37 protein-coding genes are annotated in these 25,550 nt (G+C 66.3%); 35 read left to right on the forward strand and 2 right to left on the reverse strand.

The annotated features are described in order from the left end of the window. The first annotated feature begins 122 nt into the window (after positions 1 to 122). The 4 genes from rpsL (at position 123) to tuf (ending at position 4,487) form a co-directional block, all read left to right on the forward strand. Positions 123 to 494 carry a 30S ribosomal protein S12 gene (gene rpsL / locus AB0D12_RS08415; protein WP_003948652.1) on the forward strand — a complete coding sequence of 124 codons (372 nt, stop codon included), beginning with the start codon at positions 123 to 125 and terminating at the stop codon, positions 492 to 494. 2 nt (positions 495 to 496) lie between these two features. Next, positions 497 to 967 (forward strand): 30S ribosomal protein S7, encoded by a 471-nt coding sequence (gene rpsG, locus AB0D12_RS08420; RefSeq protein WP_014047773.1) that lies wholly within the window; start codon positions 497 to 499, stop codon positions 965 to 967. Positions 968 to 1,005: 38 nt separating this feature from the next. Continuing rightward, positions 1,006 to 3,132, forward strand: a complete 2,127-nt coding sequence (gene fusA / locus AB0D12_RS08425) for an elongation factor G (RefSeq protein ID WP_362678318.1) — start codon at positions 1,006 to 1,008, stop codon at positions 3,130 to 3,132. Between the two features lie 161 nt (positions 3,133 to 3,293). Next, the gene (gene tuf, locus AB0D12_RS08430) at positions 3,294 to 4,487 is read left to right on the forward strand and encodes an elongation factor Tu (RefSeq protein WP_362678320.1); all 1,194 of its coding nucleotides are present in this window, start codon (positions 3,294 to 3,296) and stop codon (positions 4,485 to 4,487) included. A 98-nt stretch (positions 4,488 to 4,585) separates the two neighbouring features. Here tuf and AB0D12_RS08435 read toward each other — a convergent pair whose 3' ends face one another. After that, on the reverse strand, positions 4,586 to 6,712 hold the full coding sequence (locus AB0D12_RS08435; protein WP_362678322.1) for a PIG-L family deacetylase: 2,127 nt from the start codon (positions 6,710 to 6,712) through the stop codon (positions 4,586 to 4,588). Between the two features lie 573 nt (positions 6,713 to 7,285). Here AB0D12_RS08435 and rpsJ point away from each other — a divergent pair. The 31 genes from rpsJ to truA all read left to right on the forward strand — a co-directional run bounded on the left by rpsJ (position 7,286) and on the right by truA (position 24,540). Then, positions 7,286 to 7,594, forward strand: coding sequence for a 30S ribosomal protein S10 (gene rpsJ, locus AB0D12_RS08440; RefSeq protein WP_003948644.1), 309 nt, complete (start codon positions 7,286 to 7,288; stop codon positions 7,592 to 7,594). A gap of 14 nt (positions 7,595 to 7,608) precedes the next feature. Continuing rightward, entirely contained in the window at positions 7,609 to 8,253 is a 645-nt protein-coding gene (rplC, locus tag AB0D12_RS08445; RefSeq protein ID WP_266534126.1) for a 50S ribosomal protein L3, read from the forward strand. A 5-nt stretch (positions 8,254 to 8,258) separates the two neighbouring features. Next, positions 8,259 to 8,909, forward strand: coding sequence for a 50S ribosomal protein L4 (rplD, locus tag AB0D12_RS08450; protein WP_362678324.1), 651 nt, complete (start codon positions 8,259 to 8,261; stop codon positions 8,907 to 8,909). Beyond that, positions 8,909 to 9,232, forward strand: coding sequence for a 50S ribosomal protein L23 (rplW, locus tag AB0D12_RS08455; protein WP_307661681.1), 324 nt, complete (start codon positions 8,909 to 8,911; stop codon positions 9,230 to 9,232). The genes rplD and rplW overlap by 1 nt, the downstream gene beginning before the upstream one ends. Before the next feature lie 39 nt (positions 9,233 to 9,271). Then, positions 9,272 to 10,108: a 50S ribosomal protein L2 gene (gene rplB, locus AB0D12_RS08460; RefSeq protein ID WP_108151510.1), complete on the forward strand. Its 837-nt coding sequence runs from the start codon at positions 9,272 to 9,274 to the stop codon at positions 10,106 to 10,108. A gap of 12 nt (positions 10,109 to 10,120) precedes the next feature. After that, the gene (gene rpsS, locus AB0D12_RS08465) at positions 10,121 to 10,402 is read left to right on the forward strand and encodes a 30S ribosomal protein S19 (RefSeq protein ID WP_003966956.1); all 282 of its coding nucleotides are present in this window, start codon (positions 10,121 to 10,123) and stop codon (positions 10,400 to 10,402) included. Between the two features lie 40 nt (positions 10,403 to 10,442). Beyond that, the gene (gene rplV / locus AB0D12_RS08470) at positions 10,443 to 10,790 is read left to right on the forward strand and encodes a 50S ribosomal protein L22 (protein ID WP_004571827.1); all 348 of its coding nucleotides are present in this window, start codon (positions 10,443 to 10,445) and stop codon (positions 10,788 to 10,790) included. Beyond that, positions 10,790 to 11,641 (forward strand): 30S ribosomal protein S3, encoded by an 852-nt coding sequence (rpsC, locus tag AB0D12_RS08475; protein WP_307661679.1) that lies wholly within the window; start codon positions 10,790 to 10,792, stop codon positions 11,639 to 11,641. Before rplV ends, rpsC begins: the two co-directional genes overlap by 1 nt. A gap of 5 nt (positions 11,642 to 11,646) precedes the next feature. Continuing rightward, on the forward strand, positions 11,647 to 12,066 hold the full coding sequence (gene rplP / locus AB0D12_RS08480; protein WP_014047785.1) for a 50S ribosomal protein L16: 420 nt from the start codon (positions 11,647 to 11,649) through the stop codon (positions 12,064 to 12,066). Continuing rightward, positions 12,066 to 12,290: a 50S ribosomal protein L29 gene (gene rpmC / locus AB0D12_RS08485; protein ID WP_040024284.1), complete on the forward strand. Its 225-nt coding sequence runs from the start codon at positions 12,066 to 12,068 to the stop codon at positions 12,288 to 12,290. The genes rplP and rpmC overlap by 1 nt, the downstream gene beginning before the upstream one ends. Then, positions 12,290 to 12,574 carry a 30S ribosomal protein S17 gene (rpsQ, locus tag AB0D12_RS08490; protein WP_142214202.1) on the forward strand — a complete coding sequence of 95 codons (285 nt, stop codon included), beginning with the start codon at positions 12,290 to 12,292 and terminating at the stop codon, positions 12,572 to 12,574. The genes rpmC and rpsQ overlap by 1 nt, the downstream gene beginning before the upstream one ends. 115 nt (positions 12,575 to 12,689) lie before the next feature. Continuing rightward, entirely contained in the window at positions 12,690 to 13,058 is a 369-nt protein-coding gene (gene rplN, locus AB0D12_RS08495; RefSeq protein ID WP_023539336.1) for a 50S ribosomal protein L14, read from the forward strand. A 2-nt stretch (positions 13,059 to 13,060) separates the two neighbouring features. After that, a complete protein-coding gene (gene rplX, locus AB0D12_RS08500) occupies positions 13,061 to 13,384 on the forward strand; it encodes a 50S ribosomal protein L24 (RefSeq protein WP_326651948.1) in 324 nt (107 codons plus the stop codon). After that, complete coding sequence (gene rplE / locus AB0D12_RS08505; protein ID WP_362678328.1) at positions 13,384 to 13,941, forward strand: 50S ribosomal protein L5; 558 nt, start codon at positions 13,384 to 13,386, stop codon at positions 13,939 to 13,941. Before rplX ends, rplE begins: the two co-directional genes overlap by 1 nt. A 2-nt stretch (positions 13,942 to 13,943) precedes the next feature. After that, positions 13,944 to 14,129 (forward strand): type Z 30S ribosomal protein S14, encoded by a 186-nt coding sequence (locus AB0D12_RS08510; protein ID WP_003956452.1) that lies wholly within the window; start codon positions 13,944 to 13,946, stop codon positions 14,127 to 14,129. Between the two features lie 210 nt (positions 14,130 to 14,339). Continuing rightward, the gene (gene rpsH, locus AB0D12_RS08515; protein ID WP_003966947.1) at positions 14,340 to 14,738 is read left to right on the forward strand and encodes a 30S ribosomal protein S8; all 399 of its coding nucleotides are present in this window, start codon (positions 14,340 to 14,342) and stop codon (positions 14,736 to 14,738) included. A gap of 21 nt (positions 14,739 to 14,759) precedes the next feature. After that, positions 14,760 to 15,299, forward strand: a complete 540-nt coding sequence (gene rplF, locus AB0D12_RS08520) for a 50S ribosomal protein L6 (RefSeq protein WP_108151519.1) — start codon at positions 14,760 to 14,762, stop codon at positions 15,297 to 15,299. Positions 15,300 to 15,302: 3 nt separating this feature from the next. Then, entirely contained in the window at positions 15,303 to 15,686 is a 384-nt protein-coding gene (rplR, locus tag AB0D12_RS08525; RefSeq protein WP_362678331.1) for a 50S ribosomal protein L18, read from the forward strand. Positions 15,687 to 15,732: 46 nt separating this feature from the next. Then, a complete protein-coding gene (gene rpsE / locus AB0D12_RS08530; RefSeq protein ID WP_362678333.1) occupies positions 15,733 to 16,335 on the forward strand; it encodes a 30S ribosomal protein S5 in 603 nt (200 codons plus the stop codon). Further along, a complete protein-coding gene (rpmD, locus tag AB0D12_RS08535) occupies positions 16,335 to 16,517 on the forward strand; it encodes a 50S ribosomal protein L30 (protein ID WP_018550611.1) in 183 nt (60 codons plus the stop codon). Before rpsE ends, rpmD begins: the two co-directional genes overlap by 1 nt. A gap of 1 nt (position 16,518) precedes the next feature. Continuing rightward, the gene (gene rplO, locus AB0D12_RS08540) at positions 16,519 to 16,974 is read left to right on the forward strand and encodes a 50S ribosomal protein L15 (RefSeq protein WP_362678335.1); all 456 of its coding nucleotides are present in this window, start codon (positions 16,519 to 16,521) and stop codon (positions 16,972 to 16,974) included. 250 nt (positions 16,975 to 17,224) lie between these two features. Continuing rightward, positions 17,225 to 18,544 carry a preprotein translocase subunit SecY gene (gene secY, locus AB0D12_RS08545; RefSeq protein ID WP_362678337.1) on the forward strand — a complete coding sequence of 440 codons (1,320 nt, stop codon included), beginning with the start codon at positions 17,225 to 17,227 and terminating at the stop codon, positions 18,542 to 18,544. Then, positions 18,544 to 19,209: an adenylate kinase gene (locus AB0D12_RS08550; protein WP_362678339.1), complete on the forward strand. Its 666-nt coding sequence runs from the start codon at positions 18,544 to 18,546 to the stop codon at positions 19,207 to 19,209. The genes secY and AB0D12_RS08550 overlap by 1 nt, the downstream gene beginning before the upstream one ends. A 98-nt stretch (positions 19,210 to 19,307) precedes the next feature. Further along, positions 19,308 to 20,150, forward strand: coding sequence for a type I methionyl aminopeptidase (gene map, locus AB0D12_RS08555; RefSeq protein WP_327325492.1), 843 nt, complete (start codon positions 19,308 to 19,310; stop codon positions 20,148 to 20,150). Between the two features lie 140 nt (positions 20,151 to 20,290). Then, entirely contained in the window at positions 20,291 to 20,512 is a 222-nt protein-coding gene (gene infA, locus AB0D12_RS08560; RefSeq protein WP_003956442.1) for a translation initiation factor IF-1, read from the forward strand. Positions 20,513 to 20,572: 60 nt separating this feature from the next. After that, positions 20,573 to 20,686, forward strand: a complete 114-nt coding sequence (gene rpmJ / locus AB0D12_RS08565; RefSeq protein ID WP_003956441.1) for a 50S ribosomal protein L36 — start codon at positions 20,573 to 20,575, stop codon at positions 20,684 to 20,686. Between the two features lie 189 nt (positions 20,687 to 20,875). Continuing rightward, positions 20,876 to 21,256: a 30S ribosomal protein S13 gene (rpsM, locus tag AB0D12_RS08570; protein WP_307661669.1), complete on the forward strand. Its 381-nt coding sequence runs from the start codon at positions 20,876 to 20,878 to the stop codon at positions 21,254 to 21,256. Positions 21,257 to 21,360: 104 nt separating this feature from the next. Next, a complete protein-coding gene (rpsK, locus tag AB0D12_RS08575; protein WP_003956432.1) occupies positions 21,361 to 21,765 on the forward strand; it encodes a 30S ribosomal protein S11 in 405 nt (134 codons plus the stop codon). 131 nt (positions 21,766 to 21,896) lie between these two features. Continuing rightward, positions 21,897 to 22,919 (forward strand): DNA-directed RNA polymerase subunit alpha, encoded by a 1,023-nt coding sequence (locus AB0D12_RS08580; protein ID WP_010473911.1) that lies wholly within the window; start codon positions 21,897 to 21,899, stop codon positions 22,917 to 22,919. A 185-nt stretch (positions 22,920 to 23,104) separates the two neighbouring features. After that, a complete protein-coding gene (rplQ, locus tag AB0D12_RS08585) occupies positions 23,105 to 23,587 on the forward strand; it encodes a 50S ribosomal protein L17 (RefSeq protein ID WP_327325493.1) in 483 nt (160 codons plus the stop codon). A 74-nt stretch (positions 23,588 to 23,661) separates the two neighbouring features. Further along, a complete protein-coding gene (gene truA, locus AB0D12_RS08590) occupies positions 23,662 to 24,540 on the forward strand; it encodes a tRNA pseudouridine(38-40) synthase TruA (RefSeq protein ID WP_362678342.1) in 879 nt (292 codons plus the stop codon). Here truA and AB0D12_RS08595 read toward each other — a convergent pair. Then, positions 24,508 to 25,506 (reverse strand): hypothetical protein, encoded by a 999-nt coding sequence (locus AB0D12_RS08595; RefSeq protein ID WP_362678344.1) that lies wholly within the window; start codon positions 25,504 to 25,506, stop codon positions 24,508 to 24,510. The genes truA and AB0D12_RS08595 overlap by 33 nt on opposite strands. Between the last annotated feature and the right edge of the window lie 44 nt (positions 25,507 to 25,550).

Raw genomic sequence — 25,550 nt, forward strand, 5'->3', positions numbered from 1 at the left:
GCCACCGCAATCTGCGTTCTCTCCCTTCGCGGGGGAGCCTGCAGCATTCGACACACCCGACCGCGTGGGTCGGCGACGTTCCAGGTTAGTTTCACATACGGCACACAGAAACCGGAGAAGTAGTGCCTACGATCCAGCAGCTGGTCCGGAAGGGCCGGCAGGACAAGGTCGAGAAGAACAAGACGCCCGCACTCGAGGGTTCTCCTCAGCGCCGCGGCGTCTGCACGCGTGTGTTCACGACCACCCCGAAGAAGCCGAACTCGGCCCTGCGGAAGGTCGCGCGTGTGCGTCTGACCTCCGGCATCGAGGTCACGGCCTACATTCCGGGTGAGGGACACAACCTGCAGGAGCACTCCATCGTGCTCGTGCGTGGTGGCCGTGTGAAGGACCTGCCGGGTGTTCGTTACAAGATCATCCGCGGTTCCCTCGACACCCAGGGTGTCAAGAACCGCAAGCAGGCCCGCAGCCGCTACGGCGCCAAGAAGGAGAAGTAAGAATGCCTCGTAAGGGCCCCGCCCCGAAGCGCCCGGTCATCATCGACCCGGTCTACGGTTCTCCTCTTGTCACGTCGCTGATCAACAAGATCCTGCTCAACGGCAAGCGTTCCACTGCCGAGCGGATCGTCTACGGCGCCATGGAAGGCCTCCGCGAGAAGACCGGCGCTGACCCGGTCATCACGCTGAAGCGCGCCCTCGAGAACGTCAAGCCGTCTCTCGAGGTCAAGTCCCGCCGTGTCGGTGGCGCCACCTACCAGGTGCCGATCGAGGTCAAGCCCGGTCGCGCCGCCACCCTCGCGCTCCGCTGGGTCGTGGGTTACTCCCGCGCCCGTCGCGAGAAGACCATGACCGAACGCCTCATGAACGAGCTGCTCGACGCCTCCAACGGCCTCGGCGCTGCGGTCAAGAAGCGTGAGGACACGCACAAGATGGCCGAGTCCAACAAGGCCTTCGCGCACTACCGCTGGTAGTCGCTACCCACATCGAGACCGAGAGAAGATTGAGCCTTATGGCCACCACTTCGCTTGACCTGGCCAAGGTCCGCAACATTGGGATCATGGCCCACATCGACGCGGGCAAGACGACGACCACCGAGCGCATCCTGTTTTACACCGGTGTGAGCTACAAGATCGGTGAGGTCCACGACGGCGCTGCCACGATGGACTGGATGGAGCAGGAGCAGGAGCGCGGCATCACGATCACGTCCGCCGCGACGACCTGTCACTGGCCGCTCGAGGACGTCGATCACACCATCAACATCATCGACACCCCGGGTCACGTCGACTTCACGGTCGAGGTGGAGCGTTCGCTCCGCGTGCTCGACGGTGCCGTCACGGTGTTCGACGGTGTCGCCGGCGTTGAGCCGCAGTCCGAGACTGTGTGGCGTCAGGCGGACCGCTACGGCGTTCCGCGTATCTGCTTCGTCAACAAGCTCGACCGCACCGGTGCCGAGTTCCACCGCTGCGTCGACATGATCGTGGACCGCCTCGGCGCGACCCCGATCGTGATGCAGCTGCCGATCGGTGCCGAGGCGGACTTCAAGGGCGTCATCGACCTCGTTCGTATGAAGGCACTGCTCTGGTCCGCCGAGGCGACCAAGGGCGAGATGTACGACGTCGTCGACATTCCGGGCACGCACACGGAGGCTGCCGAGGAATGGCGCGGCAAGCTCCTTGAGGCCGTTTCCGAGAACGACGACGAGATGATGGAGCTGTACCTGGAGGGCCAGGAGCCCACCGAGGAGCAGCTCTACGCCGCGATCCGTCGTATCACCATCGCGTCCGGCAAGGGCGGCGGCACCACCGTCACCCCCGTCTTCTGCGGTACCGCGTTCAAGAACAAGGGCGTTCAGCCTCTGCTCGACGCGGTTGTGCGCTACCTCCCCTCCCCCCTCGACGTTGAGGGCATTGACGGCCACGACGTCAAGGACCCGGAGAAGGTCGTCACGCGCAAGCCGTCGGACGACGAGCCGCTGGCCGCGCTGGCCTTCAAGATCGCGAGCGACCCGCACCTGGGCAAGCTCACCTTCATCCGGATCTACTCCGGCCGCCTGACGTCCGGCACCGCGGTGCTGAACCCGACGAAGGGCAAGAAGGAGCGCATCGGCAAGATCTACCGTATGCACGCGAACAAGCGTGAGGAGATCGAGTCGGTGGGCGCCGGTGACATCGTCGCCGTCATGGGCCTGAAGCAGACCACCACCGGTGAGACGCTGTGCGACGACAAGAACCCGGTGATCCTGGAGTCCATGGACTTCCCGGCGCCGGTCATCCAGGTCGCGATCGAGCCCAAGACCAAGGGTGACCAGGAGAAGCTGGGTGTCGCCATCCAGCGTCTCGCGGAGGAGGATCCCTCCTTCCAGGTTCACTCGGACGAGGAGACCGGCCAGACCATCATCGGTGGTATGGGTGAGCTTCACCTCGAGGTGCTCGTCGACCGCATGCGGCGCGAGTTCCGCGTCGAGGCGAACGTCGGCAAGCCGCAGGTCGCGTACCGCGAGACGATCCGCAAGGCCGTCGAGCGTATCGACTACACGCACAAGAAGCAGACCGGTGGTACCGGTCAGTTCGCGAAGGTGCAGATCGCGCTGGAGCCCATCGAGGGCGGCGACGCGACCTACGAGTTCGTGAACAAGGTCACCGGTGGCCGCATCCCCCGTGAGTACATCCCTTCGGTGGACGCGGGTGCGCAGGAAGCCATGCAGTTCGGCATCCTGGCCGGCTACGAGATGGTGGGCGTCCGCGTCACCCTTCTCGACGGTGGTTACCACGAGGTCGACTCCTCCGAACTCGCGTTCAAGATCGCTGGTTCGCAGGCGTTCAAGGAGGGTGCCCGCAAGGCGTCCCCCGTGCTCCTCGAGCCGATGATGGCCGTCGAGGTCACCACGCCCGAGGACTACATGGGCGATGTGATCGGCGACCTCAACTCCCGCCGTGGCCAGATCCAGGCCATGGACGAGCGCAGCGGTGCTCGCGTCGTGAAGGGCCTTGTGCCCCTCTCGGAGATGTTCGGCTACGTCGGAGACCTCCGCAGCAAGACCTCGGGTCGCGCAAGCTACTCGATGCAGTTCGACTCCTACGCCGAGGTTCCGCGGAACGTCGCCGAGGAGATCATCGCGAAGGCCAAGGGCGAGTAACTCTTCGGAGTTCACGCTTTAGGCTTGTCACCGGTGCCTGGACGGGCGTCCGGCGCAGAGCGAGAGCAATGCGGCGGACGCCCCCGGGCCCCGGCATCCCAGCAAAGATCACCTGGCGCCGATGAAGCAAGGCGTACAGAACCACTCCACAGGAGGACCCAGTGGCGAAGGCGAAGTTCGAGCGGACTAAGCCGCACGTCAACATCGGCACCATCGGTCACATTGACCACGGTAAGACGACCCTCACGGCCGCCATTACCAAGGTGCTGCATGACGCGTACCCGGACCTGAACGAGGCCTCGGCCTTCGACCAGATCGACAAGGCTCCTGAGGAGCGCCAGCGCGGTATCACCATCTCCATCGCGCATGTCGAGTACCAGACCGAGTCGCGTCACTACGCGCACGTCGACTGCCCCGGTCACGCGGACTACATCAAGAACATGATCACGGGTGCGGCGCAGATGGACGGCGCCATCCTCGTGGTCGCCGCCACCGACGGCCCGATGCCGCAGACCAAGGAGCACGTGCTCCTGGCCCGCCAGGTCGGCGTTCCGTACATCGTTGTCGCCCTGAACAAGGCCGACATGGTGGACGACGAGGAGATCCTGGAGCTCGTCGAGCTCGAGGTTCGTGAGCTCCTCTCCGAGTACGAGTTCCCGGGCGACGACCTGCCGGTCGTCAAGGTCTCGGCGCTCAAGGCGCTCGAGGGTGACGCCGAGTGGGGCCAGACCGTTCTCGACCTGATGAAGGCCGTTGACGAGTCGATCCCGCAGCCCGAGCGTGACGTCGAGAAGCCGTTCCTGATGCCGATCGAGGACGTCTTCACGATCACCGGTCGTGGCACCGTCGTCACCGGTCGTATCGAGCGTGGTGTCCTCAAGGTCAACGAGACCGTCGACATCGTCGGTATCAAGACCGAGAAGACCACCACCACGGTCACCGGCATCGAGATGTTCCGCAAGCTGCTCGACGAGGGCCAGGCCGGTGAGAACGTCGGTCTGCTCCTCCGTGGCATCAAGCGCGAGGACGTCGAGCGCGGCCAGGTCATCATCAAGCCGGGTTCGGTCACGCCGCACACCGAGTTCGAGGCCCAGTCCTACATCCTGTCGAAGGACGAGGGTGGCCGTCACACCCCCTTCTTCAACAACTACCGCCCGCAGTTCTACTTCCGTACCACGGACGTAACGGGCGTGGTGACCCTTCCCGAGGGCACCGAGATGGTCATGCCGGGTGACAACACCCTCATGAACGTCACGCTGATCCAGCCGGTCGCCATGGAGGAGGGCCTCAAGTTCGCCATCCGTGAGGGTGGCCGGACCGTCGGCGCCGGCCAGGTCACCAAGATCATCAAGTAATTCCTGATCTGACCTGGTAGCTCCCCGGAGCATCAGCAAGGGCCCCGCACCACTGGTGCGGGGCCCTTCGCGTTGCGCTGTCGCCTGCGAGGCCGTGGCTAGCCGGCAGTTCCTGCCTCGGGTGACCAGGTCCAGGGGTGCGCGTCCGCCCCCAGGCCCACGACGGTGGCTCCCGAGCCGCCCATGTGCAGGGCCGGTGCGTCCAGCGACGGCAGTGTGCCGTTCTTGCGGGTCAACACCTTTCCTGCAACCTGCAGTTGGAGCTGCCCCTTGAGGTCCTTGCCGAGGAGTACCGGGCCGCGCGGGGCGGCCGCCGCGCTCACCGGACCGTGGCCGTCGAAACGGACGGCGGGTATGCGGACGCCGTCGGGGCGTACGGATGTCAGCGCGGGTTCGGCCGTCCCGGGTCCTTCGGACTTTGCGACACGCTCCACGCGGTACAGCAGTTCCACGGTGCCGTTCTTGCCGGCCACCGCGGCGGGGCCGTCCACGGGGACCGGCAGCGGCCCGGCCCGCCGGTGGGCGAGCGGCTGTCCCGGTGCGTCCTGTGTCCAGTGGTGCACGCTGTCGTGCCCGGCACCGAAGACATGCACCCGTCCGGTGCTGTCCACCACCGTGGACAGTCCGTCCTGAATCTCGCCACCCTCCAGGTGCTGCCAGCGGTCCCAGTGGCCCTCGGTGTCACGGATCCGCGTGCTGATGCCCTGGTCCGCGTTGCGTACGAAGAGATGGACGCGGCCGTCGGGGGCCGTGACCGCCACCGGAACGCCGATCCGCCGGCCCCGGTCGTCGCCGCGCTCCGGATTGCCCAGCCCTTGCCAAGGCAGGAAGGGGCCGCCCGCGGAGCGCTGCTCCAGCAGCACGACCTCCCTCCTGTTGACGCCGCCGTGGCCGCCGAGCGCCGAGAAACGCAGCCCGAAGAGCAGCTGCCGGCCGTCCTGCAGCGCCGCCGCGCCGAGCGTGGGCGCGAGCGGGCCGCCGCCGAGGTCGTCCGGGTCGCCCCACCGGCCGCTGCCGCGCTCGCTCTCGCGCCAGCGCACCGCGCGCAGCCCCAGCACTCCGTAGGCGGCGAGCCTGCCGTCCGGCTCGGTGGCCACCGCCGGGCGCGTGCCCGGGTAGCGGTAGTGGGTGGAGCGCACCCAGCCCTTCTTGTTGGTCAGCGGACGCTTGCCGCCGACGTTGTAGTCGCCGCAGCCCGCGGCATTGCCGCACTTCCAGTCGGGGGCGCCGCCGTACGGGACCAGATGGGCGGCCTTCTGCCCGAGCACGCCCTCCGGCAGGTTCTTGGGCCAGTGGCGGTTGTAGTAGCCGCGGAAGGACGTGGCGACGAAGGCAGGCACCTGGCCGCCCTCCTGGGTCGCCTCGGCCACCCAGCGCACCAGGGCTACCCAGCTGAAGGAGGCCACGGCGGTGTGGTCCGCATGGTCCGAGTAGCCGTGCTGCTCGCTGTCGTTCTTGCGGGTCGCCTCGTCGCTGTGCTGGATGTCCGGGTCGGGGTCCAGGGTCTGCACGACCGTGGGCCGGTAGCGGTCCAGCAGCCCCACGAGTACGTCGATGAGCTGGTCGTAGTCGTACGAGCCCGCCTTGCGTACGGGGGAGTCGTGGGCGACGACGGTCCGCAGATTCTGCTCCCGGTCCTTCCACAGGGCGGGCAGGCCCATGCGGCCGCCGCGCGTCGTGTGCATCGCGAGGTTGAGGAAGATCAGCTCGACCCGGCGGGAGCCGTTGGCAAGAGTGTTGATCTCGGCCCGCTGGTCGCCGCGCAGCGTGGCGACGCCTTTCTGCCAGTCGGTGAACCGGGGCAGCCCGAGCAGTGTCGCGTACGCCTGGCGCAGCCCCTGGTGGCGTGCGGAGGAGTACGCCGTCTTGTCGGCACCCGGATGCGGCCGGCCGGGCGCCTTGTTGACGCCGTCGGCCTCGCCGGCGGTGACATAGACGCAGACCAGCGGAACCCCGGCGTCCAGCATCCGCTGGGTGTCGGGGTTCATGAAGTACAGATCGTCGTCCGGGTGGGCCAGGATCTGCATCAGCTGCGCCCGCCGGGAGCTGGAGATGGGCATGCCCGGCGCGGGGTCGGCCGTCGGGACGGCGCGCCGCGGTGCGGGCACGGAACACGAGCTGAGGGCCGCCGCCGCGGCGACGGCGGCTGTGGCGGCGACCACATTTCGTCTGCTCAGGCCGGTGGAACGCGCGGCAGCCTTCCCCAGGGCATGCGCGATCTGCATCTGTTGTGCTCCGTCCGCTCCGCTCGCAGCGGGCAGACAGGCGCCCCCGTGCTGCGTACCGTTGATCTCCGATAATGGCGGAGGGGCTGGTCAGAGCCGGTCCGCGCTCAACTAGACGGCGATTCGACGTGCGAGGTTGCCTGAGCGTAGGCAGCATGTGCGTGTGGAGCAGGCCGGTGGGGTACGCTCTCCGGCTGCGATTGGCCAGGGCTCTGCCCCATATGGCACACTAGCCAGGTTGCTCGGTTGAGTGCCGATGCTGCGCGCCTCCCGTCGGGAGGACCGGAAGCGAGTCCCACAGTACTCGTCGTCTCATCTGCCGTAAGGCAGCGCTGAGGCGGACGTACGGGAATCTTTCGGGAAGTGTCAGCGGGGTGCGAACCAGGCACCCGGTGGGTGTTTTCCCCCGGCTCGCGGTCTCAGGCCCGCACCCCTTGGTTGGGAAATCCTTCGGGAGATCTTCGTAGAGGGAATGCGACACGCCCGACCGCGTGGGTCGGAGAAAACGGCGCTTGTGAAGAGCGCAGCCATCCGGGTTCCAGAGCGTTTCGAGAGACAGGACTACTAGTAGCCATGGCGGGACAGAAGATCCGCATCCGGCTCAAGGCCTACGACCACGAGGTCATCGACAGCTCGGCGAAGAAGATCGTCGAGACGGTGACCCGCACTGGTGCGTCGGTCGCGGGCCCGGTGCCGCTGCCCACTGAGAAGAACGTGTACTGCGTCATCAAGTCGCCGCACAAGTACAAGGACTCGCGCGAGCACTTCGAGATGCGCACGCACAAGCGCTTGATCGACATCCTCGACCCGACGCCCAAGACCGTTGACTCGCTGATGCGCCTGGACCTTCCGGCCGGCGTTGACATCGAGATCAAGCTCTGAGAGGCGCGGAGAAGATGGCAAAGCAGATCAAGGGCGTCCTGGGCGAGAAGCTCGGCATGACCCAGGTCTGGGACGAGAACAACCGCGTCGTCCCGGTGACCGTTGTCAAGGCCGGGCCCTGCGTCGTTACCCAGGTCCGTAAGAACGACATCGACGGCTACGAGTCGGTCCAGATCGCCTTCGGCGAGATCGACCCGCGCAAGGTGAACAAGCCCCTCAAGGGTCACTTCGCCAAGGCCGACGTAACCCCGCGCCGCCACCTGGTGGAGCTCCGTACCTCCGACGCCAGCGAGTACACGCTCGGCCAGGAGATCACTGCCGAGGTGTTCGAGTCCGGCGTCAAGGTCGACGTCACGGGCAAGAGCAAGGGCAAGGGCTTCGCCGGTGTCATGAAGCGTCACAACTTCAAGGGCCTCGGCGCCGGTCACGGTACCCAGCGCAAGCACCGCTCGCCCGGTTCCATCGGTGGCTGCGCCACCCCTGGGCGTGTCTTCAAGGGCATGCGCATGGCGGGCCGCATGGGTAACGAGCGGGTCACCACCCAGAACCTGACCATCCACGCGGTTGACGCGGAGAAGGGCCTGCTGCTCATCAAGGGCGCGGTTCCTGGTCCGAACGGCGGCCTCGTCCTCGTCCGCACTGCGGCCAAGGGGGTCTGAGGACTATGAGCACCATTGACATTCTGTCGCCCTCCGGCGACAAGTCCGGGACTGTCGAGCTCCCGGCCGAGATCTTCGACGCCAAGGTCAGCATCCCGCTGATCCACCAGGTCGTCGTGGCGCAGCTGGCCGCCGCCCGTCAGGGCACGCACAAGGTCAAGCGTCGTGGCGAGGTCCGTGGTGGCGGTAGGAAGCCTTACCGCCAGAAGGGCACCGGCCGCGCGCGTCAGGGTTCGACCCGTGCGCCGCAGTTCGCCGGCGGTGGCGTTGTCCACGGCCCCACGCCGCGTGACTACTCGCAGCGGACCCCGAAGAAGATGAAGGCCGCCGCCCTGCGCGGTGCCCTCACCGACCGGGCCCGTAACTCCCGTATCCACGTCGTCTCCGGCGTGGTCGAGGGCGAGATCTCCACGAAGGCCGCCAAGTCCCTGCTGGGCAAGGTCAGCGAGCGCAAGAACGTGCTCCTGGTTGTCGAGCGCTCGGACGAGGCCGCGTGGCTCTCCGCCCGCAACCTGCCCCAGGTGCACCTCCTGGAGCCGGGCCAGCTGAACACGTACGACGTGCTCGTCTCCGACGACGTGGTCTTCACCAAGGCCGCCTTCGAGTCCTTCGTGTCTGGCCCCAAGGCCGACGAGACCGAAGGGAGCGACGCCTGATGTCCGAGGCGACCGTAACCAGCAAGACCTTCTCGGACCCGCGTGACGTTCTCGTCAAGCCGGTTGTCTCCGAGAAGAGCTACGCCCTGCTCGACGAGAACAAGTACACGTTCATCGTCGCGCCCGGCTCCAACAAGACCCAGATCAAGCAGGCCGTCGAGGCGGTCTTCTCGGTCAAGGTCACCGGGGTCAACACGATCAACCGTCAGGGTAAGCGCAAGCGCACCAAGACCGGTTTCGGCAAGCGCGCCAACACCAAGCGCGCCATCGTGACCCTCGCTGAGGGCGACCGAATCGACATCTTCGGCGGCCCGACCTCCTGACGGAGGTCGAGTCGTCCGGAATCGGACGAGGACTGAGAAATGGGTATCCGCAAGTACAAGCCGACGACCCCGGGCCGTCGTGGCTCCAGCGTCGCCGACTTTGTCGAGATCACGCGGTCCACGCCGGAGAAGTCGCTGGTCCGCCCCCTGCACAGCAAGGGCGGCCGTAACAACACCGGTCGTGTGACCGTCCGTCACCAGGGCGGTGGCCACAAGCGTGCCTACCGCGTGATCGACTTCCGTCGTCACGACAAGGACGGCGTGCCGGCCAAGGTCGCTCACATCGAGTACGACCCGAACCGCACCGCGCGCATCGCGCTTCTGCACTACGCAGACGGCGAGAAGCGCTACATCATCGCGCCCAAGGGCCTGACGCAGGGCGACCGTGTCGAGAACGGCCCGGCCGCCGACATCAAGCCCGGCAACAACCTGGCGCTGCGCAACATCCCGGTCGGTACGACCATCCACGCCATCGAGCTGCGGCCCGGCGGCGGCGCGAAGTTCGCCCGTTCCGCGGGTGCCTCCGTGCAGCTGCTGGCGAAGGAGGGCACGATGGCCCACCTTCGTATGCCTTCCGGTGAGATCCGGCTGGTCGACGCCCGCTGCCGCGCCACCATTGGCGAGGTCGGCAATGCCGAGCAGTCGAACATCAACTGGGGCAAGGCCGGCCGTCTGCGCTGGAAGGGCGTTCGCCCGACCGTCCGCGGTGTCGCGATGAACCCGGTCGACCACCCGCACGGTGGTGGTGAGGGCAAGACCTCCGGTGGTCGCCACCCGGTCAGCCCGTGGGGTCAGAAGGAGGGTCGTACTCGCTCGCCGAAGAAGGCATCGAGCAAGTACATCGTCCGCCGCCGCAAGACGAACAAGAAGCGCTAGGAGCGGGTTTAGATGCCGCGCAGTCTCAAGAAGGGGCCCTTCGTCGACGGACACCTCATCAAGAAGGTGGATGTCCAGAACGAAGCAGGCACCAAGAACGTCATCAAGACCTGGTCCCGTCGCTCGATGATCGTCCCGGCCATGCTCGGCCACACGATCGCGGTGCACAACGGCAAGATCCACGTCCCGGTGTTCGTCACCGAGTCGATGGTCGGCCACAAGCTCGGCGAGTTCTCGCCGACTCGCACCTTCCGCGGCCACGTCAAGGACGACCGGAAGTCGAAGCGCCGCTAACGCGGGGTGACTGACTATGACTTACACCGAAGGGACAACCATGGAAGCCAGGGCCCAGGCGCGGTACATCCGCGTCACGCCCATGAAGGCCCGCCGAGTGGTGGACCTCATCCGTGGCATGGATGCCACGGAGGCTCAGGCGGTCCTGCGTTTCGCCCCGCAGGCCGCGAGCGTGCCGGTTGGCAAGGTGCTTGACAGCGCCATTGCCAACGCTGCACACAACTACGACCACACCGACGCCTCTTCGCTGGTCATCAGCGAGGCGTACGTGGACGAGGGCCCGACCCTGAAGCGGTTCCGTCCGCGTGCTCAGGGCCGTGCCTACCGGATCCGTAAGCGGACCAGCCACATCACCGTGGTCGTCAGCAGCAAGGAAGGAACCCGGTAATGGGCCAGAAGGTTAACCCGCATGGGTTCCGGCTCGGCATCACCACGGACTTCAAGTCCCGCTGGTACGCCGACAAGCTGTACAAGGACTACGTCAAGGAAGACGTCGCCATTCGTCGCATGATGACGAAGGGCATGGAGCGAGCCGGCATCTCGAAGGTTGAGATCGAGCGCACCCGCGACCGCGTCCGCGTTGACATCCACACCGCTCGTCCGGGCATCGTCATCGGCCGCCGCGGCGCCGAGGCGGACCGCATCCGCGGCGAGCTGGAGAAGCTGACCGGCAAGCAGGTTCAGCTGAACATCCTCGAGGTCAAGAACCCCGAGGTGGACGCTCAGCTGGTGGCCCAGGCCGTCGCCGAGCAGCTGTCCTCCCGTGTCTCCTTCCGTCGCGCCATGCGTAAGAGCATGCAGGGCACGATGAAGGCCGGCGCCAAGGGCATCAAGATCCAGTGCGGCGGCCGTCTCGGCGGCGCCGAGATGTCCCGCTCGGAGTTCTACCGCGAGGGCCGTGTGCCCCTGCACACGCTCCGTGCGAACGTCGACTACGGCTTCTTCGAGGCCAAGACGACCTTCGGCCGTATCGGTGTGAAGGTCTGGATCTACAAGGGCGACGTCAAGAACATCGCCGAGGTCCGCGCCGAGAACGCTGCGGCCCGTGCGGGTAACCGCCCGGCCCGTGGTGGCGCCGGCGACCGTCCGGCCGGTGGCCGTGGCGGTCGTGGTGGCGAGCGGGGCGGCCGCGGTGGTCGCAAGCCGCAGCAGTCTGCGCCGGCAGCCGAGGCCCCCAAGGCCGAGGCTCCCGCCGCTGCCGCTGCTCCGGCTGCTGAGAGCACCGGAACGGAGGCCTGACCGAAATGCTGATCCCCCGTAGGGTCAAGCACCGCAAGCAGCACCACCCCAAGCGCAGCGGTATGTCCAAGGGTGGTACGCAGGTTGCGTTCGGCGAGTACGGCATTCAGGCCCTCACTCCGGCGTACGTGACCAACCGCCAGATCGAGGCGGCTCGTATCGCGATGACCCGCCACATCAAGCGTGGCGGCAAGGTCTGGATCAACATCTACCCGGACCGTCCGCTGACGAAGAAGCCTGCCGAGACCCGCATGGGTTCCGGTAAGGGCTCCCCCGAGTGGTGGATCGCGAACGTCAAGCCCGGTCGGGTGATGTTCGAGCTGTCCTACCCGAACGAGAAGATTGCGCGTGAGGCGCTTACCCGCGCTGCTCACAAGCTTCCGATGAAGTGCCGGATCGTGCGGCGCGAGGCAGGTGAGTCGTGATGGCGGCCGTTACTAAGGCGTCCGAGCTGCGCGAACTGGGCGACGAGGAGCTTGTTGCCAAGCTTCGCGAGGCCAAGGAAGAGCTGTTCAACCTCCGCTTTCAGGCGGCGACTGGTCAGCTCGAGAACCACGGCCGGCTGAAGGCCGTCCGCAAGGACATCGCGCGGATCTACACCCTGATGCGTGAGCGCGAGCTGGGCATCGAGACGGTGGAGAGCGCCTGATGAGCGAGAGCAACGTGACCGAGAACAAGACCGACCGCGGTTTCCGCAAGACCCGTGAGGGTCTGGTCGTCAGCGACAAGATGGACAAGACCGTCGTCGTCGCTGTCGAGGACCGCGTCAAGCACGCGCTGTACGGCAAGGTCATCCGCCGTACGAACAAGCTCAAGGCGCACGACGAGCAGAACGCTGCCGGCGTCGGCGACCGCGTCATCATCATGGAGACGCGTCCGCTGTCGGCGACCAAGCGCTGGCGCATCGTCGAGATCCTCGAGAAGGCCAAGTAATTACTTGAAGGGGTAACCCTTCAAGTCAGTTCCGCCAGGCTCGGCGGGGGCTGTGCTGTGACATTCAGAAGCAGCCGGCCCCCGCCGGGAACCGGCAGACGATCAGGAGATAGACGTGATCCAGCAGGAGTCGCGACTGCGTGTCGCCGACAACACTGGTGCCAAGGAGATCCTTTGCATCCGTGTTCTCGGTGGTTCCGGTCGCCGCTACGCGGGCATCGGTGACGTCATCGTCGCCACCGTCAAGGACGCGATCCCCGGTGGCAACGTGAAGAAGGGTGACGTCATCAAGGCGGTCATCGTTCGCACCGTCAAGGAGCGTCGTCGTCAGGACGGCTCGTACATCCGCTTCGACGAGAACGCCGCCGTCATTCTGAAGAACGACGGCGACCCTCGCGGCACCCGTATCTTCGGCCCGGTGGGCCGTGAGCTGCGCGAGAAGAAGTTCATGAAGATCATCTCGCTCGCGCCGGAGGTGCTGTAAGCATGAAGATCAAGAAGGGCGACCTGGTTCAGGTCATCACCGGTAAGGACAAGGGCAAGCAGGGCAAGGTCATCGTGGCCTACCCCGTTGAGAACCGTGTCCTCGTCGAGGGTGTCAACCGGGTCAAGAAGCACACCAAGGCCGGCCAGACCGCTCGCGGTTCGCAGACCGGTGGCATTGTGACGACCGAGGCCCCGATTCACGTGAGCAACGTTCAGCTCGTCGTGGAGAAGGACGGCAACAAGGTCGTCACGCGCGTCGGTTACCGCTTCGACGACGAGGGCAACAAGATCCGCGTTGCCAAGCGGACGGGTGAGGACATCTGATGGCTACCACCACCACTCCGCGTCTCAAGACGAAGTACCGCGAGGAGATCGCGGGCAAGCTGCGTGAGGAGTTCTCGTACGAGAACATCATGCAGATCCCCGGTCTCGTCAAGATCGTGGTCAACATGGGTGTGGGCGACGCCGCCCGCGACTCCAAGCTGATCGATGGCGCTATCCGCGACCTCACCACGATCACTGGCCAGAAGCCGGCCGTCACCAAGGCCCGGAAGTCCATCGCGCAGTTCAAGCTGCGTGAGGGTCAGCCGATCGGCTGCCACGTCACCCTCCGTGGTGACCGCATGTGGGAGTTCCTGGACCGTACGCTGTCGCTCGCGCTGCCGCGTATCCGTGACTTCCGTGGTCTGTCGCCGAAGCAGTTCGACGGCCGTGGCAACTACACCTTCGGTCTCACGGAGCAGGTCATGTTCCACGAGATCGACCAGGACAAGATCGACCGGGTCCGGGGCATGGACATCACCGTGGTCACCACGGCGACCAACGACGACGAGGGTCGTGCCCTCCTTCGTCACCTCGGCTTCCCGTTCAAGGAGAACTGACCGTGGCGAAGAAGGCTCTGATCGCTAAGGCCGCCCGCAAGCCGAAGTTCGGTGTGCGCGCGTACACCCGCTGCCAGCGCTGCGGCCGGCCGCACTCCGTCTACCGCAAGTTCGGCCTGTGCCGCGTGTGCCTTCGTGAGATGGCTCACCGTGGCGAGCTGCCGGGCGTGACCAAGAGCTCCTGGTAATTCCCTACTTGGGAATTACCGGAGGCTCTCGGTAAGTATCTGGTCGGCGGGAGCCCTCCCTCACATGCCGTAGGCTTGTGGGGTTGGGCGCCTGCCGCCCTGACCGACTTACTACGCCGTAGGTCCCCGCACCGCACCCGTCCCGCCTATGAGTGGGGAGAGGGATGGCGCATACAGGAAACCCCGGCGAGAGAGGCCGAAGGCCAATTCATGACCATGACTGATCCCATCGCAGACATGCTCACGCGTCTGCGTAACGCGAACTCGGCGTACCACGACTCCGTCGTGATGCCGCACAGCAAGATCAAGTCGCACATCGCGGAGATCCTCCAGCAGGAGGGCTTCATCACCGGCTGGAAGGTCGAGGACGCCGAAGTCGGCAAGAACCTCGTCCTGGAGCTGAAGTTCGGCCCGAACCGCGAGCGTTCGATCGCCGGCATCAAGCGCATCTCCAAGCCGGGTCTGCGCGTGTACGCGAAGTCCACCAACCTGCCGAAGGTCCTTGGCGGCCTGGGCGTGGCGATCATCTCCACGTCCCACGGTCTTCTGACCGGTCAGCAGGCAGGCAAGAAGGGCGTAGGTGGGGAAGTCCTCGCCTACGTCTGGTAGTAGGGAACGGAGGAAAAGCTAATGTCGCGAATCGGCAAGCTCCCCATCCAGGTTCCCGCCGGTGTGGACGTCACCATCGATGGCCGTACGGTCGCCGTGAAGGGCCCCAAGGGTTCCCTCTCCCACACCGTTGCCGCGCCGATCGAGATCGTTAAGGGCGAGGAGGGCGTTCTCAACGTCACCCGTCCGAACGACGAGCGTCAGAACAAGGCCCTCCACGGCCTGTCCCGCACGCTGGTGGCGAACATGATCACCGGCGTGACCCAGGGTTACGTCAAGGCGCTCGAGATCAGCGGTGTCGGTTACCGCGTCGCCGCGAAGGGCTCCAACCTGGAGTTCCAGCTCGGTTACAGCCACTCGATCCTGGTGGAGGCGCCCGAGGGCATCTCCTTCAAGGTCGAGTCGCCGACCAAGTTCTCGGTCGAGGGCATCGACAAGCAGAAGGTCGGCGAGGTCGCCGCGAACATCCGCAAGCTGCGTAAGCCCGACCCGTACAAGGCCAAGGGCGTCAAGTACGCGGGCGAGGTCATCCGCCGCAAGGTCGGAAAGGCGGGTAAGTAAGCCATGGCATACGGTGTGAAGATTGCCAAGGGCGACGCGTACAAGCGCGCTGCCATCAAGCGCCGCCACATCCGCGTCCGCAAGCACGTCTCCGGTACGCCGGAGCGTCCGCGCCTGGTCGTGACGCGCTCCAACCGCAACATCGTTGCGCAGGTCATCGACGACATCGCGGGCCACACGCTCGCGTCGGCGTCGACCCTGGACACCTCGATCCGTGGTGGCGAGGGCGACAAGAGCGTCCAGGCCCAGCAGGTCGGCGCGCTTGTCGCCGAGCGTGCGAAGGCTGCCGGCGTCGAGGCTGTCGTGTTCGACCGTGGTGGCAACAGGTACGCCGGGCGCATTGCCGCTCTGGCTGACGCCGCCCGCGAAGCCGGGCTGAAGTTCTAGGCCCCGGTTCCGGGACTAACGGACGTAACAGAGAGAGGTAAATCCAATGGCTGGACCCCAGCGCCGCGGAAGCGGTGCCGGTGGCGGCGAGCGGCGGGACCGGAAGGGTCGCGACGGTGGCCCTGCCGCCGAGAAGACCGCATACGTTGAGCGCGTTGTCGCGATCAACCGCGTCGCCAAGGTTGTCAAGGGTGGTCGCCGCTTCAGCTTCACCGCGCTGGTCGTGGTGGGCGACGGTGACGGCACCGTAGGTGTCGGATACGGCAAGGCCAAGGAAGTTCCCGCGGCCATCGCCAAGGGCGTGGAAGAGGCCAAGAAGAGCTTCTTCAAGGTCCCGCGTATCCAGGGCACGATCCCTCACCCGATCACGGGCGAGAAGGCTGCGGGCGTCGTCCTGCTCAAGCCGGCTTCCCCCGGTACCGGCGTTATCGCCGGTGGCCCGGTGCGCGCCGTGCTCGAGTGCGCAGGCGTCCACGACATCCTGTCGAAGTCGCTCGGCTCGTCCAACGCGATCAACATCGTGCACGCGACCGTGGCGGCCCTCAAGGGCCTGCAGCGTCCCGAGGAGATCGCGGCTCGCCGTGGTCTGCCCCTCGAGGACGTCGCCCCCGCGGCTCTGCTTCGTGCACGTGCGGGAGCGGGTGCGTAATGGCTCGCCTCAAGATCACGCAGACGAAGTCGTACATCGGCAGCAAGCAGAATCACCGCGACACCCTGCGTTCGCTCGGGCTCAAGCGCCTGCACGACGTGGTTGTCAAGGAGGACCGCCCCGAGTTCCGCGGAATGGTGCACACCGTCCGCCACCTCGTGACGGTTGAGGAGGTCGACTGACATGGCGGAGCAGAACCCGCTGAAGGTCCACAACCTCCGTCCTGCCCCGGGCGCCAAGACCGCCAAGACCCGTGTGGGTCGTGGTGAGGCGTCCAAGGGTAAGACCGCAGGTCGTGGTACCAAGGGCACCAAGGCCCGTTACCAGGTTCCGGAGCGCTTCGAGGGTGGGCAGATGCCCCTCCACATGCGTCTCCCGAAGCTCAAGGGCTTCAAGAACCCGTTCCGCACCGAGTACCAGGTCGTGAACCTGGACAAGCTCGGCGCTCTCTACCCCGAGGGTGGAGAGGTCACGGTGGCCGATCTGGTCGCCAAGGGCGCGGTGCGCAAGAACAGCCTCGTCAAGGTCCTGGGCCAGGGCGAGATCTCCGTGGCGCTGCAGGTGACGGTTGACGCCGTCTCCGGCTCCGCCAAGGAGAAGATTGCCGCTGTCGGCGGCACCGTCACCGAGCTCGTCTGAGACGAGTTCAGTGGCTGAAAGCTGAAAACCGACCGGGGATGCCTCCCAAAAGGGGCATCCCCGGTTGGTCGTTCCTAGGGGGGCACTGTCGCCGGTAAGGTGGCGTGCACTGTTGCTGTAAACAAAGGGGGTTCTGCCCCCGGGCCGCTCGGTCTGTCCGATCAAGATCGTGCGGGTTTGCTGATACGTATCCGTCGATCCTCAATACCGTCACCTCTGACGCAGTAGCGCGGGGGTCGCAGGAGGCACCGTGCTCACCGCGTTCGCCCGGGCGTTCAAGACGCCCGACCTGCGCAAGAAGCTGCTCTTCACACTCGCCATCATCGTGCTGTACCGGCTCGGGTCACATATCCCGGTCCCGGGCGTGAATTACCAGAACGTACAGATCTGTGTGGAAGCGGCCCAGAAGGGCAACAACAGTCTGTTCGGCCTGGTGAACATGTTCAGTGGCGGGGCGCTGCTGCAGATCACCATCTTCGCGCTCGGCATCATGCCGTACATCACGGCGAGCATCATTCTGCAACTGCTGACCGTGGTCATTCCGCGGCTCGAGGCCCTCAAGAAAGAGGGTTCGTCCGGTACGGCGAAGATCACGCAGTACACGCGTTACCTCACGGTGGCGCTCGCCGTACTGCAGGGCACGGGCCTGGTGGCCACCGCCCGCAGCGGTGCACTCTTCAGCGGCTGCCAGGTGGCCGACCAGATCGTTCCCAACCGCTCGATCTTCACCACCATCGTCATGGTGGTGACCATGACCGCGGGCACCGCGGCCGTCATGTGGCTCGGTGAGCTCATCACCGACCGTGGCATCGGCAACGGCATGTCGATCCTGATGTTCATCTCGATCGCCGCCGGCTTCCCGGGCGCCCTGTGGGCCATCAAGCAGACCGGCAAGCTCGCCCACGGCTGGATCGAGTTCGGCACGGTCATCCTGATCGGCTTCGTGATGGTCGCCCTGGTCGTCTTCGTCGAGCAGGCCCAGCGCCGTATCCCGGTGCAGTACGCGAAGCGCATGATCGGGCGGCGGTCGTACGGCGGTACGTCCACATACATCCCGCTCAAGGTCAACCAGGCGGGTGTGATTCCCGTCATCTTCGCATCGTCGCTGCTCTACATCCCGGCGCTGGTCGCCCAGTTCTCCAACTCCCAGGCGGGCTGGAAGACCTGGATCCAAACGCACTTCGTCAAGGGTGACCACCCGTACTACATCGCCACGTACTTCCTCCTGATCGTGTTCTTCGCCTTCTTCTATGTGGCGATTTCGTTCAACCCCGAGGAAGTCGCTGACAACATGAAGAAGTATGGTGGCTTCATCCCGGGCATCCGGGCTGGTCGTCCTACTGCCGAGTATCTGAGCTACGTGCTCAACCGGATCACTTGGCCGGGCTCGCTGTACCTGGGTCTGATTGCTCTTGTCCCGACGATGGCGTTGGCAGGCTTCGGAGGCGCGAACCAGAACTTCCCGTTCGGCGGGACGAGCATCCTCATCATCGTGGGTGTGGGTCTGGAGACCGTGAAGCAGATCGAGAGCCAGCTCCAGCAGCGTAATTACGAAGGGTTCCTCCGCTGATGCGAATCGTCCTCGTCGGACCGCCCGGTGCCGGCAAGGGAACGCAGGCTGCGTTCCTTGCCAAGAACCTGTCGATCCCGCACATCTCCACGGGCGACCTCTTCCGCGCCAACATCAGTCAGGGCACGGAGCTCGGGAAGCAGGCCAAGGCGTACATGGACGCCGGCAAGCTGGTACCCGACGAGGTCACCATCGGGATGGCCAAGGACCGTCTGCAGCAGCCGGACGCCGAGAACGGCTTCCTGCTCGACGGCTTCCCGCGCAATGTCGGGCAGGCCGAGGCGCTCGACGACTTCCTCAAGAGCGCGGGCCTGAAGCTGGACGCCGTGCTCGACCTGGAGGTCCCCGAGGACGAGGTCGTGAAGCGGATCGCAGGCCGTCGTGTCTGCCGCAACAACAGCGCGCACGTCTACCACGTGTCGTACTCCCCGCCGAAGGCCGAGGGTGTCTGCGACGAGTGCGGCGGCGAGCTGTACCAGCGCGACGACGACTCCGAGGAGACCGTGCGCACGCGGCTCGAGGTCTACCACACGCAGACCGAGCCGATCATCGACTACTACAGGGCCCAGGGCCTGGTGGTCACCATCTCCGCGCTCGGCAAGGTCACCGATGTGACGGCCCTGGCGATGGAAGCACTGCAGGTGGACCGGGCCGCGCAGGCCTGAGCAGTCCCCACAAGTACGGCCGCGGTGTCCTCAGGGCGCCGCGGCCGTATTGTTGAATAGCCCTTCTACCGAGTCGACCCAGAAAGGCGCCTGCCGCAATGGTGCAGATCAAGACCCCCGAGCAGATCGCGAAGATGCGTGAGGCGGGGCTGGTCGTCGCCGCCATCCACGCGGCCACCCGTGAGGCAGCGGTGCCGGGCGCCACCACCAAGGATCTGGACGAGGTCGCCCGCAAGGTGATCGCCGACCACGGCGCGAAGTCCAACTTTCTGGGGTACGGCGGGTTCCCCGCGACGATCTGCACCTCGGTCAACGAGGTTGTCGTCCACGGCATCCCGGACGAGAAGACCGTCCTCAAGGACGGCGACATCATCTCCATCGACGCCGGCGCGATCATCGACGGCTGGCACGGTGACGCCGCGTACACCGCCTTCGTCGGCACCGGCCATGCGCCGGAGCTGATCGAGCTCTCCCGGGTCACCGAGGAGTCGATGTGGGCCGGCATCGCCGCGATGAAGAACGGCAACCGGCTGATCGACGTCTCCCGCGCCATCGAGACGTACATCCGCCGTCAGCCGCGTCCCGCGACCGGCAAGTACGGGATCATCGAGGAGTACGGCGGCCACGGCATCGGCACCGAGATGCACATGGATCCGCATCTGCTGAACTACGTCTCGAAGAAGCGCGGCCGCGGCCCGAAGCTGGTCCCCGGCTTCTGCCTGGCGATCGAGCCGATGGTCTCGCTCGGCACCCCGCACACCGAGGTCCTGCAGGACGACTGGACCGTCATCACGACGGACGGCACCTGGTCCTCGCACTGGGAGCACTCGATCGCGCTGACCGAGGAGGGCCCGCTGGTGCTGACGGCGCCGGACTGCGGCCGGGCGAAGCTGGCGGAGCTGGGAATCACGGCCGCGCCCGACCCTCTTGCCTCGGCTTAAGGATCTCCGTGGGTGGGCAAACTTGCCGGATTCGTCTTTTCGAGTGGCCTGTCGTAGACTGATGCGTCGGCTCTCGTGTATCCGTGTGTCTGCATACGGTAGCGCGAGTCGATCAAGGTAGCCGATTCGAAAGGCGAAGCGTGGCCAAGAAGCAAGGTGCCATCGAAATTGAGGGCACCGTGATCGAGTCCCTCCCGAACGCCATGTTCAAGGTGGAACTCCAGAACGGTCACAAGGTCCTCGCGCACATCTCCGGCAAGATGCGGATGCACTACATCCGTATCCTCCCGGACGACCGGGTTGTCGTGGAGCTGTCTCCGTACGACCTGACGCGTGGCCGGATCGTCTACCGATACAAGTAGATCTTGCCTGCACCCCGTTTCGGCGTGGGTGGGTGGCACTGACCCGGAGAACCTCACCCCATGAAGGTCAAGCCGAGCGTCAAGAAGATCTGCGACAAGTGCAAGGTGATCCGCCGTCACGGCCGGGTCATGGTCATCTGCGACAACCTGCGCCACAAGCAGCGCCAGGGCTGAAGCACGACCTGCACCTCGCAGTTCTTCGCGCGACGCACGTAAAACGTACATACGCAGAGCCCGCCTGGCCCTAGGGCCGGCGACACCTCCGGCGGAGGCCGGGGACCTGGTCCGTACCACCCTCCTTTTTCGGGTCGGCGGCCACGGGACGGCTCTGCGGAAGACCTCCGAAATCAACAGGAGCCATGAATGGCACGCCTTTCCGGCGTTGACCTCCCGCGCGAAAAGCGCGTTGAGATCGCCCTCACCTACGTCTTCGGTATCGGGCGTACCCGGTCCAAGGAAGCCCTTGCGGCCACCGGTGTCGACCCCAACACCCGCGTTCGTGACCTGCCCGAAGAGGACCTGGTCAAGCTCCGCGAGTACGTGGACGCCAACCTCAAGACCGAGGGTGACCTCCGTCGCGAGGTCCAGGCCGACATTCGCCGCAAGATCGAGATCGGCTGCTACCAGGGTCTGCGGCACCGCCGTGGCCTGCCGGTCCACGGTCAGCGCACCAGCACGAACGCTCGTACCCGCAAGGGCCCGCGTCGCGCAATCGCCGGCAAGAAGAAGCCGGGCAAGAAGTAGTCCTCAGCCGGACGCACTGCGGTCTTCCGGGGGGCGACCCCCTGGACCCCCGCAAATCAAGCGGTCTTCGCTGTAGGACCGACCACCTCCCGTAGGAGTTATAGATGCCCCCCAAGGGTCGTCAGGGCGCTGCCAAGAAGGTGCGCCGCAAGGAAAAGAAGAACGTCGCTCACGGGCACGCCCACATCAAGAGCACGTTCAACAACACCATCGTTTCGATCACCGACCCCTCGGGCAACGTGATCTCCTGGGCCTCCGCCGGCCACGTCGGCTTCAAGGGCTCGCGCAAGTCCACCCCCTTCGCCGCGCAGATGGCCGCCGAGTCGGCCGCCCGCCGCGCGCAGGAGCACGGCATGCGCAAGGTTGACGTCTTCGTCAAGGGTCCCGGCTCCGGCCGTGAGACCGCGATCCGCTCCCTCCAGGCCACGGGCCTCGAGGTCGGTTCGATCCAGGACGTCACCCCCACCCCGCACAACGGCTGCCGCCCCCCGAAGCGCCGCCGCGTCTGACCCTGTCCCTGCCCCCTTCACCGGGGGAATAGGGATGGTTTGCGGGCGGTACGGCGCTTAGGTGCCGTACCGCCCGTACCCTTGTTTCTGTTGGCATCAAATAGTGGGTGCCAAGACTGGAGGCATTTCCCATGCTTATCGCTCAGCGTCCGTCGCTGACCGAAGAGGTCGTCGACGAGTACCGCTCCCGGTTCGTCATCGAGCCGCTGGAGCCGGGCTTCGGCTACACGCTCGGTAACTCCCTTCGCCGTACGCTCCTCTCCTCGATCCCCGGCGCTGCTGTCACCAGCATCCGGATCGACGGTGTCCTGCACGAGTTCACCACCGTGCCGGGCGTCAAGGAGGACGTCACCGACCTCATCCTGAACATCAAGCAGCTGGTCGTCTCCTCGGAGCACGACGAGCCGGTCGTGATGTACCTGCGCAAGCAGGGTCCCGGCCTGGTCACCGCTGCTGACATCGCCCCGCCGGCCGGTGTCGAGGTGCACAACCCCGACCTGGTGCTCGCCACGCTGAACGGCAAGGGCAAGCTGGAGATGGAGCTGACCGTCGAGCGCGGTCGCGGCTATGTCTCCGCCGTGCAGAACAAGCAGCTGGGCCAGGAGATCGGCCGTATCCCGGTCGACTCCATCTACTCGCCGGTGCTCAAGGTCACGTACAAGGTCGAGGCGACCCGTGTCGAGCAGCGCACCGACTTCGACAAGCTGATCGTCGACGTCGAGACCAAGCAGGCCATGCGTCCGCGTGACGCCATGGCTTCGGCCGGTAAGACCCTGGTCGAGCTGTTCGGTCTGGCGCGCGAGCTCAACATCGACGCCGAGGGCATCGACATGGGTCCGTCCCCGACGGACGCCGCGCTCGCCGCCGATCTGGCGCTGCCGATCGAGGAGCTCGAGCTCACCGTTCGCTCGTACAACTGCCTCAAGCGCGAGGGCATCCACTCCGTGGGTGAGCTCGTGGCGCGTTCCGAGGCGGACCTGCTCGACATCCGCAACTTCGGTGCGAAGTCGATCGACGAGGTCAAGGCGAAGCTGGCCGGCATGGGCCTGGCGCTCAAGGACAGCCCGCCCGGATTCGACCCGACCGCTGCCGCCGACGCCTTTGGCGCCGACGACGACGCGGACGCGGGCTTCGTGGAGACCGAGCAGTACTGATCCACCTCCGGCGGGGTGCCCGGGTTCTCCCGGGTGCCCGCGCCGGGGCTGAGGACTTGTCCTCAAACGCCGGACGGGCCGGAAGGTGCCGTTCGCGCGTGATTCCGACTTCCGCTGGGCGGCCGCCTCGCGGGAACTGACACCGGTACCTGATACGGCCGGTGCAGCACACAAGGAGAAACACCATGCCGAAGCCCGCCAAGGGTGCCCGTCTGGGCGGCAGCGCTGCGCACGAGAAGCTGCTTCTTGCGAACCTCGCGAAGTCGCTCTTCGAGCACGGCCGCATCACCACGACCGAGGCCAAGGCCCGCCGCCTTCGTCCGGTCGCCGAGCGCCTGATCACCAAGGCGAAGAAGGGCGACATCCACAACCGTCGCCTGGTCCTGCAGACGATCACGGACAAGGGCATCGTGCACACGCTCTTCACCGAGATCGCTCCGCGGTACGCCGAGCGCCCGGGTGGCTACACCCGTATCACCAAGATCGGCGGCCGTCGTGGCGACAACGCCCCGATGGCTGTGATCGAGCTGGTCGAGGGTGAGATCGCGAAGAAGGCGACCGTCGCCGAGGCCGAGGCCGCTGCCAAGCGCGCGGTCAAGGAAGACGCCCTCAAGAAGGACGAGGTCGTCGAGGACGCCGCTCCGGCGGATGAGTCCAAGGACGCCTGAGCGTTCTGAGGCTGACGGACGGGCCCGTATCCCTTCGGGGGTGCGGGCCCGTTCCGCATTGAGAGGATCAGCGCGTGAGCGATGAGGTGGAGCCCGGATACGTACGGGTGAGGCTGGATCTGTCGTACGACGGCAAGGACTTCTCCGGCTGGGCCAAGCAGCCCAGCGGCCGTGGCCTGCGGACGGTCCAGGGGGAGATCGAGGACGCGCTGCGTACGGTGACGCGGTCCTCGGCGACGTACGAACTGACCGTCGCGGGCCGCACGGACGCGGGCGTGCACGCGCGGGGGCAGGTCGCGCATGTTGATCTGCCGCAGGACGTGTGGGACGAGCACCGGGAGAAGCTGCTGAAGCGGCTGGCCGGGCGGCTCTCGCGGGATGTGCGGATCTGGAGTGTGGCCGAGGCGCCTGCCGGGTTCAACGCGCGCTTCTCGGCGATCTGGCGGCGGTACGCGTACCGGGTGACCGACAACCCCGGAGGCGTGGATCCGCTGTTGCGCAGTCATGTGCTGTGGCACGACTGGCCGTTGGACGTGGCGGCCATGAACGCCGCGGCGGCCGGGCTGGTCGGGGAGCACGACTTCGCGGCGTACTGCAAGAAGCGCGAGGGCGCCACGACCATTCGTACGCTGCAGACGCTGCGCTGGGAGCGGAACGCGGCCGGGATCATCACCGCGACCGTGCGGGCGGACGCCTTCTGCCACAACATGGTGCGTTCGCTGGTCGGTGCGCTGCTGTTCGTGGGTGACGGGCACCGGCCGGTGGAGTGGCCCGCGAAGGTGCTGGCCGCGGGCGTACGGGACTCGGCAGTCCATGTCGTACGGCCGCACGGCCTCACGCTCGAGGAAGTCGGCTACCCCGCCGACGAGTTGCTGGCCGCCCGGAACCGGGAGGCCCGCAACAAGCGGACCCTGCCCGGTTCACTGTCCGGCGGGAGCGGCGGCTGCTGCTGAGGCCTGGGCCTCACCGCGGCGGACGATCTGACGGAAGGTGAACTCCGCCAGGTCGTCACCGATCTGGAAGGCCTTGGCGTCGCCCTTGGTGACGGACTTGGCCTTGGTGTAGCCGGTGGTGGTGAAGTAGGCGTACCGGCCGTAGGAGTTGTATGTGGACCGGCAGACCGGGCCGCCCTTGCAGAACGCGGGGACGCCGGAGCCGGGCAGCGGCGCGATGCTGCCCTGGGCCTGCTGTACGGCCTTCTTGGCCTTCGCCTCGTTCTCGAAGGTGGCCACGCCCACGGTGACCGCGATGCCGTTGGCGCTGTACGTGGCGCGGAAGACCTGCTCGCAGCCGTTGTTCTCGAGGATCCCGCCGAGAGCGCCGTTGGTGACGGAGCCGCAGTTGCCGGTGCGGGCCGTGGCGCCCTTGGTGTAGGCGCGGTCGCCCATCGTCAGCTTCTTGCCCGGGAAGAGGGTGTCGGCGCTGAGCGGCGCGGTGTCCTTCTTCTTGTCGGAGATGAAGTCCTTCGGGTTCGGCGGGGGCAGCGGGGCCACCGAGGAGAAGGACGGCTCGGGCTGGGTGGTGTCGTTGGGCAGGTCGGCAGGCGCGGGCAGTTCGCTCGCGTTCTTGCCCGCGGCCCCGGTGTTGTCGTCACTGTTGGACGAGACGATCGCGGTCGCCACGATGCCGGCGATCGCGGCGGTCGCGAGCGCGCCACCGCCGATCAGCAGCCACCGCCTGCGGCGGGTGCGTGCGGCGGAGGCGTTGGCGAGCGCGGCCCAGTCCGGTGTGTCCGCCGCCGCGCCTGCCCGCAGGCCGAACGGATCCGGCGGCGCCGGAAGGGGGTTGTACGGGTCCTGGCGCTGCCCGCCGTACGGGTCCTGGTTCTGTTCCCCGTACGGGTCCTGGCCCTGTCTCCCGGACGGGAACTGGTTCTGTCCACCGGGGCTCCACTGAGGTCCCCCCTGCCCAAAGCTCATGCCGCGCATCCTAAACCTGTTGGGCGAGGGCGGTGGCGGCGGCG

Origin of the sequence: Streptomyces sp. NPDC048479 (assembly GCF_040651435.1) — a bacterium.
In the GTDB taxonomy this organism is placed as follows: domain Bacteria; phylum Actinomycetota; class Actinomycetes; order Streptomycetales; family Streptomycetaceae; genus Streptomyces.

Excerpts from the sequence above, each read along its gene's own strand:
- rpsJ (WP_003948644.1), top strand. The coding sequence starts at position 7,286 with ATGGCGGGACAGAAGATCCGCATCCGGCTCAAGGCCTACGACCACGAG.
- rpsG (WP_014047773.1), top strand. The coding sequence starts at position 497 with ATGCCTCGTAAGGGCCCCGCCCCGAAGCGCCCGGTCATCATCGACCCG.
- rpsH (WP_003966947.1), top strand. The coding sequence starts at position 14,340 with ATGACCATGACTGATCCCATCGCAGACATGCTCACGCGTCTGCGTAAC.
- rpsC (WP_307661679.1), top strand. The coding sequence starts at position 10,790 with ATGGGCCAGAAGGTTAACCCGCATGGGTTCCGGCTCGGCATCACCACG.
- rplQ (WP_327325493.1), top strand. The coding sequence starts at position 23,105 with ATGCCGAAGCCCGCCAAGGGTGCCCGTCTGGGCGGCAGCGCTGCGCAC.
- rpsS (WP_003966956.1), top strand. The coding sequence starts at position 10,121 with ATGCCGCGCAGTCTCAAGAAGGGGCCCTTCGTCGACGGACACCTCATC.
- rplW (WP_307661681.1), top strand. The coding sequence starts at position 8,909 with ATGTCCGAGGCGACCGTAACCAGCAAGACCTTCTCGGACCCGCGTGAC.
- AB0D12_RS08550 (WP_362678339.1), top strand. The coding sequence starts at position 18,544 with ATGCGAATCGTCCTCGTCGGACCGCCCGGTGCCGGCAAGGGAACGCAG.
- rplP (WP_014047785.1), top strand. The coding sequence starts at position 11,647 with ATGCTGATCCCCCGTAGGGTCAAGCACCGCAAGCAGCACCACCCCAAG.
- rplE (WP_362678328.1), top strand. The coding sequence starts at position 13,384 with ATGGCTACCACCACCACTCCGCGTCTCAAGACGAAGTACCGCGAGGAG.
- rpmC (WP_040024284.1), top strand. The coding sequence starts at position 12,066 with ATGGCGGCCGTTACTAAGGCGTCCGAGCTGCGCGAACTGGGCGACGAG.
- rplR (WP_362678331.1), top strand. The coding sequence starts at position 15,303 with ATGGCATACGGTGTGAAGATTGCCAAGGGCGACGCGTACAAGCGCGCT.
- AB0D12_RS08435 (WP_362678322.1), bottom strand. The coding sequence starts at position 6,712 with ATGCAGATCGCGCATGCCCTGGGGAAGGCTGCCGCGCGTTCCACCGGC.
- rpsQ (WP_142214202.1), top strand. The coding sequence starts at position 12,290 with ATGAGCGAGAGCAACGTGACCGAGAACAAGACCGACCGCGGTTTCCGC.
- rpmD (WP_018550611.1), top strand. The coding sequence starts at position 16,335 with ATGGCTCGCCTCAAGATCACGCAGACGAAGTCGTACATCGGCAGCAAG.
- rplO (WP_362678335.1), top strand. The coding sequence starts at position 16,519 with ATGGCGGAGCAGAACCCGCTGAAGGTCCACAACCTCCGTCCTGCCCCG.
- rplF (WP_108151519.1), top strand. The coding sequence starts at position 14,760 with ATGTCGCGAATCGGCAAGCTCCCCATCCAGGTTCCCGCCGGTGTGGAC.
- rplC (WP_266534126.1), top strand. The coding sequence starts at position 7,609 with ATGGCAAAGCAGATCAAGGGCGTCCTGGGCGAGAAGCTCGGCATGACC.
- rpmJ (WP_003956441.1), top strand. The coding sequence starts at position 20,573 with ATGAAGGTCAAGCCGAGCGTCAAGAAGATCTGCGACAAGTGCAAGGTG.
- rpsK (WP_003956432.1), top strand. The coding sequence starts at position 21,361 with ATGCCCCCCAAGGGTCGTCAGGGCGCTGCCAAGAAGGTGCGCCGCAAG.
- map (WP_327325492.1), top strand. The coding sequence starts at position 19,308 with ATGGTGCAGATCAAGACCCCCGAGCAGATCGCGAAGATGCGTGAGGCG.
- rpsM (WP_307661669.1), top strand. The coding sequence starts at position 20,876 with ATGGCACGCCTTTCCGGCGTTGACCTCCCGCGCGAAAAGCGCGTTGAG.
- fusA (WP_362678318.1), top strand. The coding sequence starts at position 1,006 with ATGGCCACCACTTCGCTTGACCTGGCCAAGGTCCGCAACATTGGGATC.
- rplV (WP_004571827.1), top strand. The coding sequence starts at position 10,443 with ATGGAAGCCAGGGCCCAGGCGCGGTACATCCGCGTCACGCCCATGAAG.
- rplD (WP_362678324.1), top strand. The coding sequence starts at position 8,259 with ATGAGCACCATTGACATTCTGTCGCCCTCCGGCGACAAGTCCGGGACT.
- rplB (WP_108151510.1), top strand. The coding sequence starts at position 9,272 with ATGGGTATCCGCAAGTACAAGCCGACGACCCCGGGCCGTCGTGGCTCC.
- AB0D12_RS08580 (WP_010473911.1), top strand. The coding sequence starts at position 21,897 with ATGCTTATCGCTCAGCGTCCGTCGCTGACCGAAGAGGTCGTCGACGAG.
- rplX (WP_326651948.1), top strand. The coding sequence starts at position 13,061 with ATGAAGATCAAGAAGGGCGACCTGGTTCAGGTCATCACCGGTAAGGAC.
- rpsE (WP_362678333.1), top strand. The coding sequence starts at position 15,733 with ATGGCTGGACCCCAGCGCCGCGGAAGCGGTGCCGGTGGCGGCGAGCGG.
- AB0D12_RS08595 (WP_362678344.1), bottom strand. The coding sequence starts at position 25,506 with ATGAGCTTTGGGCAGGGGGGACCTCAGTGGAGCCCCGGTGGACAGAAC.